Genomic DNA, 16123 nt, shown 5'->3' with positions numbered 1-16123 from the left:
ATACCGATTTTGACTGAAGGGCCAGTCTTAATGATTTCTGCAAAAAGTTTTTAACTTAGAGTTTTTCTAGTCTAAACATTTATCATTAGCAAAACTAAACCTTCCAAAAGAAGTTATGTTCACTCACCAAAACTTTAGAGACTTGAATATCTTGGCATACAATGTCAATTAACATACTTGATAAAGTAATTGTAGCTTGTATCATATTGTTTTTCTCGACAATAAGTCTAATATCATGCACAGTGTGAGACATGAGATTTTCAAAAGGAATATCTTTCATATTGAAATTTCTTGTGCCAGTCTCACTTTCAAAACATGTCCAACCAGCATCTGTCTCATAGTTAACCTTAAAACAACGGTAGAAAACTATCTCCCAGCAATACTGATCCGATTTACCATTTTCAACTTCAATATAGAGTCTACATTCATCTCCAAAAAATGAAGCTCTAAAGTCTAATGCATAGGCGTCCCAGTAATTCGTACCATCAATCTCTTCCTCTAGCTTTAAAATGTCCACAAGTCCCTCCCCTTCAATTTTTTTAATTATAATCTAATTAAAAATGCATACATCTATAGAATAAACGAGAAACGCTTGCTAAATCATTACATTTCTAGTTTGTTCATCGTGTAATGTTACTGCCCTTTTATAGTCTTTTGAAAAAATTCTAGGCAAATGATTTCTAAAATGCTTTAGATTTTCTAATTGAGTTTTGACATAGAATTGACATCGATGGAGCCCCTCGTCATTATCTGCTACTTCCATATCCACTTCAATATTTAACTCTTCTCTTACATTAATAGGTGCAAAAGTAAAAACAAAATAACCACTTCCACCAACCCTATCATCTCCAAAAATGATCTTTCTTGCTAGATTAGGATTTTCTATATAATCATCCATGTCCAGTAATACCTTCGTCATCTCATCCTCAAAGAGATAGCATACTTGATAAATTGTTAGAAACTTTGTTTCACAAGTAAGCCTAACTTCGCAAAACTTTTCCGATTCATCGAACCACTCACTTCGTAGTACTATATTATCCAGTTTTTTCCCTCCTCTACACAATGACATATAACACATCACTCTATATTATAAAATTTAACAATAAAAACATGACCATAGATAGGTGACTCAGCGTTTAGCATTTAAACAAATAGTTTCCATGATAGTTTAATAAGTCAGATTTTATTTACGGCTGTATTCAAAATGATGACATTTCAAAAATCTACAAAATCAGTTTATTTTTTACACCTTAAAGTTATATGAAATAATAAAAATCGGTGTTTCAATAATTTTAATGGCTCATTGGATTTAAAAAATTTTTAGAAAATCCATCTTCAGATACTTTTTACAACTACATTTTGACCTTCCTCGAGTGCGAATCTAAAACAAGTTAACATAACTTCAAATAAATCACTGCCTGAACTAGTTATGAAATATTGTGATAAATTTGTGATATGGGAAGCAATATGATTACCCCAAGGAGGAGTGACTGACAAATCTTCAAAATCCCATATGATGTCGTGAGGTGGAAATTTTTTCAACTCTTCTTGGATAGATAACAACTCTGCAATTCCACTCTCAATATCTTCCAAAGGAATATCGCCAAAATAAAGTTTATTCATGATAACGGGGTACTTACTTCCCCAGTCTTTATTCTCCAGCTGAACATATATAGTCGAAAAGAATGAATTAAAAAAGCTCCCTTCTCCTACTGTCCACCAATTATAACCTACCATTAAGCCTACAGACATAAAATCCACCTCCAAATTATTCTTAAATATTACTTCTACATCAACAGATGTCCTATTATTGTTAATAAAATCATCTGTCTACTGAAGATTAGCAAATGCTATCCCCTTTTTTCTATCTATTATGCACTATCTCTAGCAAATTGTCTTTCCAATCTTTATGGTCGAGATCAAACTTTTATACATCTATGCTTTAATTGTCAATATCCTATTCAATCTTTAATTTCCTTTGATTTCCTACAGGAGCATTTTCACAGATAAGTAAGATTGTTGATTACTTTGGTCGTGTCTGATTAATTTATCTCTTAAACTTCCTCTAATATTCTTAACTATAACCAATGGCATCGTACTAGTAATTTTAAAGATTAGATGGAATTTTTACTTAGATTTTAAAACTATCTGATATTCCTTTAAATCCCATAATGAGATATTGGCGAACATCACTAAAAATAATAAAAACGACTATCACTCTATCTTCCTATCTATCATTACTGAACATAATCCCTACTTTTTTAGCTCAATAGATTCACTAGCCGTCTATTCTTTTTATGAGAAATTCTATAAAATTGCTAGCATAGTATTCTCCATCTCTAAAAACTGCTAACTCATTGGTCAAACTTTCCTGTTTTTGAAAATAAAACATGCCGTCTTCCCCTTCACAAATGACTAATTGTTCAGAGTTACTAAACCCTTCTTTTCGGTTCAGTTCATTTATGTAAACAATATCCCCACCTACAACTCTATCAAAATCTAATCCATAGATACTGAAAATTTCTTCTCCGTAAATTTCTCCACCCATGTAGTTTTTAAGCCACCATTTATAGCTTTCAGGAAAAATAAAATGTAATCTTTCCTCAGCTTTTGTAATCCATTCATCAGAAATCCCCTCTCCAAATGGCCCAAAGTCCACACCATCAGTAGAAGCAATCTTCTTTTTCAATTCATCAATCATAATCCACCTTTATTTATTAAAAATTTATAACTATTAGTATTTGTCCAACCTGTCTAGCAATCATCTAGTCCTTAGATATGCTTGTATTTATATCATATCAAACAATTAGTATTAATCTAGCAGATATACATTGAATGTTTTTCTTTTTCCATCAACTATGTATCTTTCAACATCTTCTTTCCACCATGAAACTGTGTCAGATAATATTTCTAAAAAAATATTTTTAGAGTTTTCATCCTTGATAAAAAGATCATTTAAATTGTTTATAAAAATATTAATCCTCTCTGGATGTATATAATTAGAACGCTGGAGTCGATCAGATAATGCATCCCAATTACCATCTTGGAGATCATCAATATTAAAACTTTTGGCTAATATCTCTATCGCATCTCTTTCACTTTGTACTTTTTTTCCATCAATATTTAGATTGAAATCATTCAAGCACTTAACCATTAAATAGTTTTTCTCTAACTTTGTTATTCTTCTATAAACATTCACTTAAAGTTCTTCTCCTAAACTGTTTAAAAAAATTTTTAAAGTTCGTACTAGTATCACTTTTTTATCCAGCACTTCGCAACTCTAGTAGTTCTTATTGGTCTTTCTCCATCCCCATCCAAGCATTACTTTATACATTTTTGGGCATAATCTAATGGTTTACATTTGATAAACGAAAGAGGCCTCTAGGAATCCATTAGTCATTCTACAATCTTGATATGCTTATTAATATGTATATCGATAAAGTTTTTGGCTGTTAGGATTTGTTGGGGTATTGGATGTATTTTCTAAAGTAGGCAAGTCCTTTACTAGGATCATCACTCTTTTACAATTTTTACAGTCTTAAGTAGCGCCCTCATAAACTAATAAATAGGCATTGTAATTCAAAGTATTTATAACCTTATAACTCGATAAAATAGATTGGGCAAGTCCCATAAATCCACAATTTAAAACTTGATAAACAAAATGATTTTCGGGATGAATAGTAGCTATATCTAACTCATATTCCGATTCAATTGAACGTAAATCCAGTCCTTCATCAATCAATCTAAAAGCAATATAATTGTCACATTTTATAAGTTTATCACTGATTTTCAAATAGAGTTCACCATCATTGGTTAAACTAGCTTCTACATAATATAAACCTTCCTCGATGTTCCCTACTTCACTTATTTTTAAGGGGACACCCGATATTTTTTGCAGTTCAGTAGCTGTTTTTTCAAATTTAAATGTCAAGGAAACATTTATGAGTATTTCCATCATGCCTTTATTAGAAAGGAAAACATAATGATTAAAATCATCAGCTGACCATATACCACAAGATCGATAACTAACTTCTTTCGATAACTTACTATCAAAAACTTGATAGATTCCATATCCATCAAGTTCATATTCTTTATTATATAGTTCGCTAAACGTTTGATTGATAAAAGATAGATACCTAACATAATTAACTGATAAATCGAATATCTGGGTTCCATCATATACCTGAACTATATCTCCGTCTTGAGTTTCATGAGCAATCTGAAAGGCAAAATCCATGTCCTCTGAAGAAATTATATCTGTAAATAATTTAATAACCCTACACACTATCATACCCCAATATTTAATTTTTATATCTCAATCGTCAATTTTGCTAGATTATCTGAATCTAAAAACGTAAATCAGTTCTCTGACTATCATAATAACTTGTACATAAATTGTCAAGTTTATTTCGCTTTCAGACTTCTTCTTTATGAAAAAATTTTAAGCTATAATTAATCTAGAGTTGTGGAATACTGGCATTGCTTTAGAAAACTCATAATTATATGAAGGATGAGTAAATGAAGTAAACTTTAACATCCTACTGAGATAATTTCTGACCAGTATTTGTATCTAAGAAATACAGTCTCTCATCTTCGTAAATAATTGTAAGTTCTGTTCCAATAGGCATATTAAAAATTGATAATACTGCAGGTTCTAATTCAACAATTGTACTCCAGTCACATATTGACATATTTTCAGCATGTGATAGATATTCTTCTGTATCTATTTCGGATAAAAAACGCCATCCGTTATCTAACTCATTAACACTGCTCTCGCGTAATATCCATTTTATATTCGCCTTATTTTCTAAAATATTATTCGATACTATTGAAGCACCTAAACCCATTCCTATTTTACTCACATTTGTCACCTCTATTTGTTCTAGTTAGTTCTCCACTTGAATTAGATAAGGTAAACAACTCAGATCCAAACCCCTATATATTCTATATATGATAAAAAAACCGAAGCGCAAGCTCCGGTTTTCATTTTTTATGGAAACTCTATTATTTAAGAGTAACTGAAGCTCCAGCTTCTTCCAATTTAGCTTTGATTTCTTCAGCTTCTGCAGCTGCAACGCCTTCTTTGATGACACCTGGTGCACCATCAACAAGTTCTTTAGCTTCTTTAAGACCAAGACCTGTGATTTCACGTACAACTTTGATAACGCCGACTTTCTTGTCGCCTGCAGCTGTCAATTCAACGTCAAATGAATCTTTAGCAGCTTCTTCAGCACCACCAGCAGCAGCTACAGCTACAGGAGCAGCTGCAGTTACACCAAATTCTTCTTCGATAGCTTTTACAAGGTCGTTCAATTCAAGGATTGAAGCTTCTTTAATTTCAGCAATAATGTTTTCAATGTTCAATGCCATTGTTATTTCCTCCAAATAAGTTTATATTTTATGTTTATATTTTTGTAGCTAGGCTACGCTGCGTAGCTTAAGATTAAGCTGCGTCTTCTTTGTTGTCTGCAACCGCTTTGACTGCAAGAGCAACGTTGCGCACTGGCGCTTGAAGTACAGAAAGGAGCATAGAAAGAAGTCCTTCGCGGTTTGGAAGAGTTGCAAGAGCAACGATTTCTTCTTTTGATGCGACAGCGCCTTCGATTGCACCACCTTTGATTTCAAGTGCGTCAGCGTTTTTAGCAAAGTCGTTCAAGATTTTCGCTGGAGCGATAACATCTTCGTTAGAAAATGCTACAGCAGATGGTCCAACAAATACAGATGCAAGTTCTGCAAGGCCAGCTTTTTCAGCTGCACGACGTAAGATTGAGTTTTTAATAACTTTATACTCAACTTCGCTTCCACGAAGCTCACGACGAAGAACTGTATCTTGTTCAACTGTCAAACCACGAGCGTCTACAACGACGATTGATGCAGCAGCTTTCATTTTTTCAGCTACTACGTCAACTAGTTCCGCTTTTTTAGCAATAATTGCTTCACTCATTAGTGTGTTCACCTCCGTAATTATTTTGCTTGGGGAATTTTTCCAAAAGAAAAACGCGCCCAAACCTAGACACGAAAGTACAATACGCTTCTTTTTACATGATACGTTTTGTCCTCGGTAGGATATTTATGAGTCGAGCTCCCCTACTGTCTTAGGCAGTTTTTTCAAACCGTATATAAGTATACCATACTACTTTGTTTAGTGCAAGAGTTTTTTCTTATTTTTTAAAAATTTTATTTATTTTTTAACCTTATTTCAAGATAATCTCATCAAAAATCAATTTTAGTTCTTGACTTGTTTGATTTTTTATTGTACTATACAACTGTATATACAGAAAAAGGAGTTATTATGAATACACAAAAGAAAACACAATTCATGACCTTGACCGCATTGCTGACAGCTATCGCTATTTTGATTCCTTTGGTGATGCCCTTTAAAATTGTCATTCCTCCCGCTTCCTACACTCTAGGAAGTCACGTTGCTATTTTTATCGCCATGTTTCTCTCTCCATGGATGACTATCTTTGTTATTATAGCTTCTAGTTTAGGATTTCTCATGGCTGGGTATCCGATTGTCATTGTACTTCGCGCATTTTCCCATATCTTTTTTGGAAGTCTGGGTGCTTTCTATCTTCAAAAACATCCTCAAACCTTGGACAATAAGAAATCTTCATTGATTTTTAACTTTGTACTTGGATTGGTTCATGCTATTGCGGAAGTTTTGGCTTGTATGATCTTTTATGCTAGTACTGGAACTGACTTAAAAAATATGTTCTATGTCTTGTTTGTATTAGTTGGATTTGGTACTATTATCCATAGTATGGTAGACTATTACTTAGCCTTGGCTGTTTACAAAGCATTGAGAAAACGCCGTTAAGCGTTAATAGAGAAGAACATGACAAAAAATCGAAAAGAAGCACTTTTACAACTGTTAAAGGAGTCCCAAAAACCTCTAAATGGTCAAACTTTAGCAGATCGTTTTCATGTAACCCGTCAGATTATCGTTCAGGACATTGCTGTTTTACGTGCTGATGGTGCTCCTATCTTATCAACCAATCGTGGCTATATTTATAAAGAAAGCAAGACTAATCCGTATGTTCACAAACTGTTTAAAGTTAAGCACGAGATGGAAGAAATTGGTCAAGAACTTCTAGCTATCGTCGATAATGGGGGACGTGTTCAGAATACCTTGATTGATCATCCTGTCTACGGAGAGATTGAAACCTTGCTCAAACTCTCTTGTCGCCGGGACGTTCAGCATTTTTTAGAGCAAGTCGAACGGTCTGACTTTAGACCACTTTCTGAATTAACAGATGGCGTCCATTATCACCTAGTCGAAGCTGAAAATGAACAAGACCTCCTCTATATCGAGAAGGCCTTGGATAAGTTTGGTTATTTAGTAAAGGATTAGAAAGTTTTCTTTTCCCATCCATCTTCTGTACGGTGACGGTAAAAAAATTCTGATTTATCAGGAGCTTCCATCATCTCCATCAAGGGTAACATATCATAGGCCAGATCCAAATTTGGAATCTGGTCTTTTTGCACCCAGGACACTTCTCCTTCTTCAGATGATTGGAGAGTACCGGTGAACTCAGTCGCTTTATAACAAAAGACTATATAGCGTTCACCGGAATCTAAAGGCCAATTTTTTATACCGACCAGTTGAGGATTTTTAATCGTCAGACCTGTTTCCTCGTATATCTCACGAATAACAGATTCTGCAAAGGCCTCACCATCTTCCACATGACCTCCTGGAAAAGCATAGCCAGACCAGCGGTTGGTTTCAGGCGATCGATACTGCATAACCACGCGCTGATTTTCAAGGTCTTCAATCAGGCAAATATTAGTTAAAATGGTTAATTGTGCTCTAGACATAGGACTCACTTTCTAATGTTTAATTTTTTTCTACATACTTAACTTTAGATTTCATAATCAAAGGATTAATTAAGTCATGATATTCATGAATTTCATGGAGTAAGAATCCTCTGATGATTCTGATTTCATTTTTTTCCTTAATCACATAGTAGTCTAAATTGATAGGCATAGATGAATCTGGAACCGTGGAAAAGAAGAAAAATGTCATGAACCAGATCAAGAGAGCAATGAAACCGCTGAGAGTCTGAAAAATTAGATGATGCCACTGAAAAATTCTCGTTTTATAAAAGATGGTCCATGGTTGGATAAATAAGGTCAAGCAAAGACCAAAGAACCAGAGATTCCACAAGACTGGTGTAAAGGCTAAACCAAAAAGCCCTAAGATAAAATGAATCAGTACAAATACTAGGCACAAAAGATAAATAAACCTAAATACAGTTAGATGTTTCATCGTGATTGACTCCTTTTCTTTTCAATATATTTCATTACTAGAGTTATAATAGATGCCAAACTGAAAAAGATCAGATAAGTTGCAATAGGAAACCAGATGTAGCGGTGATCTAGGGATAAGAGAGAAGGCAGAAGGCCCTTACTATTTTTCCCACCAACTCCTAAAAATAGATGAACTATCAATCCAATACTATTAAGATAGATAAATAATTCTGCATATCTTTTTATTGTCATTCTTGTCCTTGACAAGTCTAAGAACCAATAGTCAAATAATCGATACACTAGACAAAAAAGGTTTATATATATTGGAAAACTATAGTTGATATCTCTGTATGGCGACGGAATAGGAAGGAGTTTAAAAAAAAAGATTGACACCTAGCCCTATTCCTAAGATTAGACCAAGGATCAGGAAAAAGCCTATAATTTTATGAGAATCTAGCCAAGATTTGAGCTTTTCTAAACTGGATAAATCTTTTTTTCTACATATTTTTATTTTACTCTTATTCATTGTTATACCAAAGAGTAGAATCACTCGTCTTTCATAAAAAATTTTAAATTAACGATAAGGGATTTTCGAACTTTCAATCTCAATTTCAGGATTAGCAAGTTTTAGATAAGGAGCAATATAGTCTGCATCTGTAACCTTTGGACCTAGGATAACCTTCGAATATTTTAAAGGAGCCAGATTGATGTATACAAATAAATCATATCTGCCATTATCTTTCGAGCTTAATACAATATACTTTCTAAAATCTTTATAGTTAACTTTATCAAAAACTTCTAACCCAATTTCTTCTTTCTTAAAGTACTTCTCATTTGATGAATCATTAGCATCTCTTTTAATAATATTTTGTATAGCTGTATCATCTAAATTAATTAAAATACGATACTCCATTTCATATTCATAGTCTTTAACTTTGAAAAGGTAAGAAATCTTCTTCAATTTCTCAGCAAAACTTATCAGTTCTTTTTCAGCTTCCAGCTCTTGCAATTTTTCAAATAGCTGTTTTAAATCATCAAGATATTTACCAACATCTGTTTCATCTTTATTCTCTGACATTAAATCTAAATAATGAACTTTAACAAACTCTATCGATTTATGAGCAACTATATCTTCAAGATAAGACAGATCATATTCAAGAAATGCTCCCTGAGATGAATCTGCGTATTCTTTCCACATTGGTAAACTATCAGATACCGTGGTTAGAGAAGATATAAAAACATTGGAAGTTTGATATTGTTTGAAAAACGTATTATCTATACCCAAATAATCATATATTACTCTTCCTTCCATCGGATCGTTTAACTGTTTTAGATTAGTAAGTCGTAAAAATGGAGGTTGAATTTCAGAATTATTTTCATTTTTCCAGTCTGCTTTTATAAGATAATTTGTTAATGTGTCAATCTTAGTATAATGTCCAAAGGAACCTATTTCTTTCAACTCATTTGAATCAACAGTCAATTTAGAACGAATATTGGTGATAATTTTATCTGCTTGTTCTAAAAGTTGAGTCGCATCTAATGACGGAATAGATTCTAAATCACTTGTTTCATTAAGGTAATCATTATCATACTTCTCAATTAACTTAATAGCTTGGTTGCGAATGATATCCGAATCATTTTCTTCTGCTATCTTTCGAACAACATTAATCGAATTTTTAATTACGTCTTCAGAGTGTCTTAACACAAAATCCAAGTATTGCCCAACAAAAAGAGATTGAGGATTATTGATATAAAAGTTATTAATAGTTTCGAGATGTTGAATTTTAAAAATTAAAAGTAACTCATCTAATTGAAAATACCAAAAATTTATGAATTCAAATGATTCAAAATTAAACTTTTTATATACAACATCAATAAGTTCTTGTAATTTCTTTTCTAAATTTCCTATTTTTGTATTATCAGATCTTATATATCCAAATACACGCCAAAAAACTGATAACATCCCAGAGATGACGTAAGAAATTCTGTCATCTTCTTCAATATTCTCCGTAATTACTTGATGACATAAGTGTAAAAATAAACTATTATTATCAATGAATATTGAATAATCTTCATAATTATGAGCTTTAGAAATGTAATAATATAAAAAATCTAAATATAATCTGATTGAAAAACTTGAAACTTGTAAAAATTCACTTAAAAAGAATTTATTGAAAAACTCTAATAAGCGTTCTTTTGAAGAACTGTCAATTTGTTCTTTAAATTCATTACAAATATCTAAAACATATTCAGAAAATTCTAATTGTTCTTATTCAGATAAATCTAGATATTGATCTATAAAATTATCAAGTTCGTATTTCAGTTTTTCTTCATTTAAGGAATCAAAATGATTCTTTAATTCTGATTCACTAAATTTACCAGTAAAATAATTTAACTTTTCCATTTCATCTCCTTCCAAAACCTACCCCAACGCCTTGACTTCCAACATCATGTCACGGATTTGAGCAGCTAACTCGAAATCAAGCACTTCGACGGCTTCTTGCATTTGTTTTTCCAGTTTCTTGACTAGTTCTTTGCGTTCTTGTTTATTGAGGCTATTGATATCAACTTCCTTGTCCTCTTCTTTAGCCACAGTTTTTGTGACAGAGATAAGGTCACGGATTTCCTTCTTAATAGTTTGTGGGACAATGCCGTGTTCTTCATTATAGGCCATCTGAATTTTACGACGACGAGCTGTTTCATCGATGGCTTTTTGCATAGACTGAGTCATAGTATCAGCATACATGATGACATGCCCTTCACTATTACGGGCTGCACGACCGATGGTTTGGATAAGACCACGTTCGTTACGGAGAAAGCCTTCCTTGTCAGCATCGAGAATGGCAACCAAACTTACTTCAGGTACGTCAATCCCTTCACGAAGGAGGTTAATCCCGACTAAGACATCAAAAACTCCTAATCGTAAATCTCGGATAATCTCTGTCCTCTCTAAAGTCTTGATATCCGAGTGCATGTACTTGACCTTGATCCCCATTTCCTTGAAGTAATCGGTCAAATCTTCTGCCATTTTCTTGGTCAAGGTTGTAATAAAGGTACGCTCGTTCTTTTCAACACGGGCATTGATTTCACCTAAGAGGTCATCAATCTGTCCCATGGTTGGGCGGACTTCCACTTCTGGGTCCAAAAGACCAGTTGGACGGATGATTTGCTCAATGACAGTATCGGTTTGTTCCATCTCATAATCACCTGGCGTCGCTGAAACGTAGACAATCTGATGAACATGACTTTCAAATTCTTCACGACGAAGAGGACGGTTGTCCAATGCAGACGGCAAACGGAAACCGTAGTTAACCAACATTTCCTTACGAGAACGGTCACCATTGTACATGCCCTTAATCTGTCCCATAGTCATATGGCTCTCATCTATCATAATCAAAAAATCATCTGGGAAGAAATCAAGAAGTGTATAAGGAGGCTCTCCTTCGCTTCGTCCATCCATGTGACGTGAGTAGTTTTCGACACCATTTGTATAGCCCATCTCACGTAGCATTTCGATATCGTACTCTGTCCGTTGTTTCAAGCGTTGCGCTTCGAGGAGTTTACCCTCTTTTTCAAAAACAGCTAATTGTTCCTCCAACTCGGCCTGAATTTTAGCAATAGCTACTTCCATGTGGTCGTCATTGGTCACAAAGTGAGTGGCTGGGAAAATCGCCAAATGGTCCACTTCGCCCAGAACTTGCCCCGTAAGAGCTTCGACTTCACGAATACGATCAATCTCATCTCCAAAGAACTCAACACGAAAGGCATGCTCATCACGAGAGGCTGGGAAAATCTCCACCACATCCCCACGTACGCGAAATCTTCCCCGCTGAAAATCAATGTCGTTGCGTTCGAACTGAATATCAACCAATTCATTAAGCAGTTTGTCACGAGAAATCTCAAGTCCTGGTCGGAGACTTACTACACTATCAGCATATTCTTTAGGGGAACCCAAACCATAAATACAAGATACAGATGCTACAACGATGACATCGTTACGCTCCAAGAGCGCTGATGTAGCGGAGTGACGAAGTTTATCAATCTCATCGTTGACTGAACTATCTTTTTCGATATAAGTATCACTAGAGGGAACATAAGCTTCAGGTTGATAGTAATCATAGTAGGATACGAAGTATTCGACCGCATTCTCTGGGAAAAATTCTTTGAACTCCCCATAGAGCTGGCCTGCTAGGGTCTTATTGTGGGCGATGACTAGAGTTGGTTTATTAACTTTGGAAATCACCTGACTCATGGTATAGGTTTTCCCTGTACCAGTCGCCCCCATCAAGATTTGAGCTTTTTCACCACCCTCGATGTTATCTACCAACTGCTCAATGGCCTGCGGTTGATCCCCAGATGGTTGGTATTTGGATACAAGTTTAAATTTATTGTCTGTAATTCTATTGATCATAATTGCCTCATACACATTTTCTATCCTTCTATTTTACCATAAAAAGGATCGACTTACTGATTCTCAACTTCTTGCCACTTAGCATCCTATGTCACATCTTCTTACATCGAAACACTAAATATTTGCCAACTTTTTTATTTTCTGCTATAATGGGTAAATATTCTAAAAAGGAGACTAAACATGAAGAAAAAAATCCTTGCATTTTTATTATTTTTATTTCCCTTATTCTCTTTAGGCTATGTTAATGCGGACACTATCAAGATTGTTAGTGATACCGCTTATGCACCCTTTGAGTTTAAAGATACAGACCAGACTTATAAAGGAATTGATGTCGACATCATCAATAAAGTCGCTGAGATAAAAGGATGGAATATCCAAATGTCTTATCCAGGCTTTGATGCTGCTGTCAATGCGGTCCAAGCAGGGCAAGCAGATGCGATCATGGCTGGTATGACAAAAACCAAAGAACGTGAAAACGTCTTTACCATGTCTGATACATACTATGATACAAAAGTTGTCATCGCAACGACTAAGTCTAACAAAATCACTAAGTATGAAGAACTCAGTGGTAAAACTGTTGGTGTTAAAAACGGTACTGCCGCACAACGTTTCCTAGAAAGTATCAAAGATAAATATGGTTTCACTATCAAAACCTTTGATACTGGTGATTTGATGAATAACAGTCTCAGTACAGGGGCTGTAAATGCCATCATGGATGACAAACCAGTCATCGAGTACGCTATTAACCAAGGGCAAGATCTCAGTATCAACATGGACGGAGAAGCCGTTGGAAGCTTTGCTTTTGGAGTTAAAAAAGGTAGCAAGTACGAATACCTGGTTACAGAATTTAACGAAGCTTTAGCTCAGATGAAAAAAGATGGTAGCTTGGACAAAATTATCAATAAATGGACAAATTCTTCTAAAACTAGTTCACAAGTAACTTCTCTCACTTCTACTACAAGCGCAGGGCAAAAAGCTACTCCAGTCAAATCAAAATACGTTATCGCAAGTGATTCTTCATTTGCACCATTCGTTTTCCAAAACTCAAGCAACCAGTACACTGGTATTGATATGGACTTAATCAAGGCTATTGCCGAAGACCAAGGTTTTGAAATTGAAATCACCAACCCAGGTTTTGACGCTGCTATTAACGCAGTTCAATCTGGTCAAGCTGATGGTATGATTGCTGGTATGTCTGTTACAGACGCTCGTAAAGAAACCTTTGATTTCTCTGATTCTTACTATACAGCTAATACTATTCTTGGAGTTAAGGAATCAAGTACCATTTCTTCTTATGAAGATTTGAAGGGTAAAACCGTTGGTGTTAAAAACGGTACTGCTTCTCAAACCTTCCTAACTGAAAATCAAAGCAAATATGGTTATAAAATTAAAACCTTTGCAGACGGTTCCTCTATGTATGATAGCTTGAACACAGGTTCAATTGACGCCGTAATGGATGACGAACCAGTTCTTAAATACTCTATCAGTCAAGGCCAAAAATTAAAAACACCAATCGAAGGTACTCCAATTGGTGAAACTGCTTTTGCAGTAAAAAAGGGAAGCAATCCTGAATTGATTGAAATGTTCAACAACGGTCTCGCAAATCTTAAAGCAAGTGGTGAATTCCAAAAGATTCTTGATAAATATCTTGCAACTGATTCAACAAGTGAATCATCAACTGTTGACGAAACTACTATCTTGGGCTTGTTGAAAAACAACTACAAACAACTCCTAAGTGGACTTGGAATTACCCTTTCTCTAGCTTTGATTTCCTTTGCAATTGCGATTGTTATCGGGATTATCTTTGGTATGTTTAGCGTTAGTCCTTATAAATCACTTCGTCTTATTTCAGAAATCTTTGTCGATGTGATTCGTGGTATTCCATTGATGATTCTTGCTGCCTTTATCTTCTGGGGAGTTCCTAACTTTATCGAATCCCTTACAGGCCAACAGAGTCCAATCAATGACTTTGTCGCTGGTACAATCGCCCTTTCCCTAAACTCAGCCGCTTATATCGCTGAAATTGTACGTGGTGGTATTAAGGCTGTTCCTATCGGACAAATGGAAGCTAGTCGAAGCCTTGGTATCTCATACAGTAAAACCATGCGTAAGATTGTCTTGCCACAAGCAACCAAACTTATGCTTCCAAACTTCGTCAACCAATTTGTTATCGCACTTAAAGATACAACTATCGTATCTGCAATCGGTTTGGTCGAACTCTTCCAGACTGGTAAGATTATCATTGCTCGTAACTACCAAAGTTTCAAAATGTATGCAATTCTCGCAGTCTTCTATCTTGTGATTATCACTCTTCTTACTAGACTTGCAAAACGCTTAGAAAAGAGGATTCAATAATGGCTAAATTAAAAATCGATGTCGATAATTTACATAAACAATATGGTAAAAACAAAGTCCTCAAAGGAATCTCAGCAAAATTCTATGAAGGAGATGTTGTTTGTATCATTGGACCTTCTGGTTCAGGTAAATCAACTTTCTTGCGTAGCTTGAATCTCCTTGAAGAAGGTACAAAAGGTCATATCACAGTTAATGGTTATGATTTGACGGATAAAGCAACCAACGTGGACCACGTTCGTGAAAATATCGGAATGGTGTTCCAGCACTTCAATCTTTTCCCACACATGACGGTATTGGAAAATATCACTTTCGCACCAGTAGAGCATAAGTTGATGACTAAGGCCGAAGCTGAAAAATTGGGAATGGAACTTCTTGAAAAAGTTGGACTCGCTGATAAGGCTAATGCAAATCCTGAAAGCCTATCAGGTGGTCAAAAACAGCGTGTGGCTATCGCTCGCGGTCTAGCCATGAACCCTGACATCATGCTCTTTGACGAACCAACTTCTGCCCTTGACCCTGAGATGGTCGGTGACGTTCTTAACGTTATGAAGGAATTGGCTGAACAAGGTATGACTATGATCATCGTAACCCACGAAATGGGGTTCGCCCGCAAGGTTGCCAATCGAGTTATCTTTACTGCTGATGGTGAATTCCTTGAGGACGGTACACCTGATCAAATCTTTGACAACCCACAACATCCGCGTCTTAAAGAATTTTTAGACAAGGTTCTAAACGCCTAGAAGAAGTTAGGCAAAAAGTCTTTATAATCAAAAAACGCATTGTATCAGGTATAAAAAAACTTGATATTTTGCGTTTTATTGTGGGAAAATTTACTTCGGTTGCTCCTGATACTCAATGAAAATCAAAGAGCAAACTAGGAAGCTAGCCGCAGGTTGCTCAAAGCACTGCTTTGAGGTTGTGGATAGAACTGATGAAGTCAGCTCAAAACACTGTTTTGAGGTTGTAGATGGAACTGACGTAGTCAGCTCAAAACACTGTTTTGAGGTTGTAGATGGAACTGACGTAGTCAGCTCAAAACACTGTTTTGAGGTTGTAGATGGAACTGACGTAGTCAGCTCAAAACACTGTTTTGAGGTTGTAGATGGA

18 protein-coding genes, 1 pseudogene and 1 other annotated feature are annotated in these 16123 nt (G+C 35.1%); of the genes and pseudogenes, 5 read left to right on the top strand and 14 right to left on the bottom strand.

Annotated elements, in window-relative coordinates; all coding sequences use genetic code 11:
* Positions 1–94: 94 nt before the first annotated feature.
* The 9 genes from QM911_RS07600 to rplJ all read right to left on the bottom strand — a co-directional run bounded on the left by QM911_RS07600 (position 95) and on the right by rplJ (position 5944).
* The gene (locus QM911_RS07600; protein WP_414313612.1) at positions 95–517 is read right to left on the bottom strand and encodes a hypothetical protein; all 423 of its coding nucleotides are present in this window, start codon (positions 515–517) and stop codon (positions 95–97) included.
* 78 nt (positions 518–595) lie between these two features.
* On the bottom strand, positions 596–919 hold the full coding sequence (locus QM911_RS07595) for a hypothetical protein (protein WP_414313611.1): 324 nt from the start codon (positions 917–919) through the stop codon (positions 596–598).
* 416 nt (positions 920–1335) lie between these two features.
* A complete protein-coding gene (locus QM911_RS07590; protein WP_414273679.1) occupies positions 1336–1752 on the bottom strand; it encodes an immunity 70 family protein in 417 nt (138 codons plus the stop codon).
* A gap of 526 nt (positions 1753–2278) precedes the next feature.
* Complete coding sequence (locus QM911_RS07585) at positions 2279–2701, bottom strand: SMI1/KNR4 family protein (RefSeq protein ID WP_414313610.1); 423 nt, start codon at positions 2699–2701, stop codon at positions 2279–2281.
* 111 nt (positions 2702–2812) lie between these two features.
* The gene (locus tag QM911_RS07580) at positions 2813–3199 is read right to left on the bottom strand and encodes a barstar family protein (RefSeq protein ID WP_414313609.1); all 387 of its coding nucleotides are present in this window, start codon (positions 3197–3199) and stop codon (positions 2813–2815) included.
* Positions 3200–3538: 339 nt separating this feature from the next.
* Complete coding sequence (locus tag QM911_RS07575; protein ID WP_414313608.1) at positions 3539–4237, bottom strand: hypothetical protein; 699 nt, start codon at positions 4235–4237, stop codon at positions 3539–3541.
* A 301-nt stretch (positions 4238–4538) separates the two neighbouring features.
* On the bottom strand, positions 4539–4862 hold the full coding sequence (locus QM911_RS07570) for a DUF2185 domain-containing protein (RefSeq protein WP_414313607.1): 324 nt from the start codon (positions 4860–4862) through the stop codon (positions 4539–4541).
* Positions 4863–5004: 142 nt separating this feature from the next.
* Complete coding sequence (gene rplL / locus QM911_RS07565; RefSeq protein ID WP_001196968.1) at positions 5005–5370, bottom strand: 50S ribosomal protein L7/L12; 366 nt, start codon at positions 5368–5370, stop codon at positions 5005–5007.
* Positions 5371–5443: 73 nt separating this feature from the next.
* Positions 5444–5944, bottom strand: coding sequence for a 50S ribosomal protein L10 (gene rplJ / locus QM911_RS07560; protein ID WP_001287269.1), 501 nt, complete (start codon positions 5942–5944; stop codon positions 5444–5446).
* A 38-nt stretch (positions 5945–5982) separates the two neighbouring features.
* Positions 5983–6118, bottom strand: a sequence feature (ribosomal protein L10 leader region).
* A gap of 174 nt (positions 6119–6292) precedes the next feature.
* Here rplJ and QM911_RS07555 point away from each other — a divergent pair.
* Both QM911_RS07555 and QM911_RS07550 read left to right on the top strand, forming a co-directional pair.
* On the top strand, positions 6293–6820 hold the full coding sequence (locus tag QM911_RS07555) for an ECF transporter S component (RefSeq protein WP_414313606.1): 528 nt from the start codon (positions 6293–6295) through the stop codon (positions 6818–6820).
* 18 nt (positions 6821–6838) lie between these two features.
* The gene (locus tag QM911_RS07550; RefSeq protein ID WP_000164964.1) at positions 6839–7354 is read left to right on the top strand and encodes a transcription repressor NadR; all 516 of its coding nucleotides are present in this window, start codon (positions 6839–6841) and stop codon (positions 7352–7354) included.
* Here QM911_RS07550 and QM911_RS07545 read toward each other — a convergent pair.
* The 5 genes and pseudogenes from QM911_RS07545 to uvrB form a co-directional block, all read right to left on the bottom strand.
* Complete coding sequence (locus QM911_RS07545) at positions 7351–7818, bottom strand: 8-oxo-dGTP diphosphatase (protein ID WP_414313605.1); 468 nt, start codon at positions 7816–7818, stop codon at positions 7351–7353. The genes QM911_RS07550 and QM911_RS07545 overlap by 4 nt on opposite strands.
* Before the next feature lie 19 nt (positions 7819–7837).
* Positions 7838–8269, bottom strand: a complete 432-nt coding sequence (locus QM911_RS07540; protein ID WP_414313604.1) for a hypothetical protein — start codon at positions 8267–8269, stop codon at positions 7838–7840.
* Positions 8266–8502, bottom strand: a complete 237-nt coding sequence (locus QM911_RS07535) for a hypothetical protein (RefSeq protein ID WP_414313603.1) — start codon at positions 8500–8502, stop codon at positions 8266–8268. Before QM911_RS07535 ends, QM911_RS07540 begins: the two co-directional genes overlap by 4 nt.
* Before the next feature lie 322 nt (positions 8503–8824).
* Positions 8825–10654 (bottom strand): annotated as a pseudogene (locus QM911_RS07530) (DUF2971 domain-containing protein).
* A gap of 18 nt (positions 10655–10672) precedes the next feature.
* A complete protein-coding gene (gene uvrB / locus QM911_RS07525; protein ID WP_414313602.1) occupies positions 10673–12661 on the bottom strand; it encodes an excinuclease ABC subunit UvrB in 1989 nt (662 codons plus the stop codon).
* Between the two features lie 180 nt (positions 12662–12841).
* Between uvrB and QM911_RS07520 the strand changes: the two genes are divergently transcribed.
* From QM911_RS07520 to QM911_RS07510, 3 genes are all read left to right on the top strand, one after another.
* Positions 12842–15016 carry an ABC transporter substrate-binding protein/permease gene (locus QM911_RS07520; protein WP_414313601.1) on the top strand — a complete coding sequence of 725 codons (2175 nt, stop codon included), beginning with the start codon at positions 12842–12844 and terminating at the stop codon, positions 15014–15016.
* Positions 15016–15756 carry an amino acid ABC transporter ATP-binding protein gene (locus tag QM911_RS07515; protein WP_001096308.1) on the top strand — a complete coding sequence of 247 codons (741 nt, stop codon included), beginning with the start codon at positions 15016–15018 and terminating at the stop codon, positions 15754–15756. The genes QM911_RS07520 and QM911_RS07515 overlap by 1 nt, the downstream gene beginning before the upstream one ends.
* Positions 15757–15871: 115 nt before the next feature.
* On the top strand, positions 15872–16123 hold a 252-nt coding region (locus QM911_RS07510; protein ID WP_414313600.1), incomplete at its 3' end, for a hypothetical protein.

It is taken from the genome of Streptococcus infantis, from assembly GCF_047460825.1.
Taxonomy (GTDB): Bacteria; Bacillota; Bacilli; order Lactobacillales; family Streptococcaceae; genus Streptococcus; species Streptococcus infantis_V.
The sequence above is the reverse complement of the archived record's forward strand: the minus strand, read 5'-3'. Positions and strand labels throughout refer to the sequence as shown.

What these genes read in the sequence shown, in the direction of transcription:
- uvrB (WP_414313602.1), bottom strand. Translation starts at nt 12,661, where the DNA reads ATGATCAATAGAATTACAGACAATAAATTTAAACTTGTATCCAAATAC.
- rplL (WP_001196968.1), bottom strand. Translation starts at nt 5,370, where the DNA reads ATGGCATTGAACATTGAAAACATTATTGCTGAAATTAAAGAAGCTTCA.
- QM911_RS07515 (WP_001096308.1), top strand. Translation starts at nt 15,016, where the DNA reads ATGGCTAAATTAAAAATCGATGTCGATAATTTACATAAACAATATGGT.
- rplJ (WP_001287269.1), bottom strand. Translation starts at nt 5,944, where the DNA reads ATGAGTGAAGCAATTATTGCTAAAAAAGCGGAACTAGTTGACGTAGTA.
- QM911_RS07540 (WP_414313604.1), bottom strand. Translation starts at nt 8,269, where the DNA reads ATGAAACATCTAACTGTATTTAGGTTTATTTATCTTTTGTGCCTAGTA.
- QM911_RS07585 (WP_414313610.1), bottom strand. Translation starts at nt 2,701, where the DNA reads ATGATTGATGAATTGAAAAAGAAGATTGCTTCTACTGATGGTGTGGAC.
- QM911_RS07550 (WP_000164964.1), top strand. Translation starts at nt 6,839, where the DNA reads ATGACAAAAAATCGAAAAGAAGCACTTTTACAACTGTTAAAGGAGTCC.
- QM911_RS07595 (WP_414313611.1), bottom strand. Translation starts at nt 919, where the DNA reads ATGACGAAGGTATTACTGGACATGGATGATTATATAGAAAATCCTAAT.
- QM911_RS07535 (WP_414313603.1), bottom strand. Translation starts at nt 8,502, where the DNA reads ATGACAATAAAAAGATATGCAGAATTATTTATCTATCTTAATAGTATT.
- QM911_RS07575 (WP_414313608.1), bottom strand. Translation starts at nt 4,237, where the DNA reads ATGGATTTTGCCTTTCAGATTGCTCATGAAACTCAAGACGGAGATATA.
- QM911_RS07520 (WP_414313601.1), top strand. Translation starts at nt 12,842, where the DNA reads ATGAAGAAAAAAATCCTTGCATTTTTATTATTTTTATTTCCCTTATTC.
- QM911_RS07555 (WP_414313606.1), top strand. Translation starts at nt 6,293, where the DNA reads ATGAATACACAAAAGAAAACACAATTCATGACCTTGACCGCATTGCTG.
- QM911_RS07590 (WP_414273679.1), bottom strand. Translation starts at nt 1,752, where the DNA reads ATGTCTGTAGGCTTAATGGTAGGTTATAATTGGTGGACAGTAGGAGAA.
- QM911_RS07545 (WP_414313605.1), bottom strand. Translation starts at nt 7,818, where the DNA reads ATGTCTAGAGCACAATTAACCATTTTAACTAATATTTGCCTGATTGAA.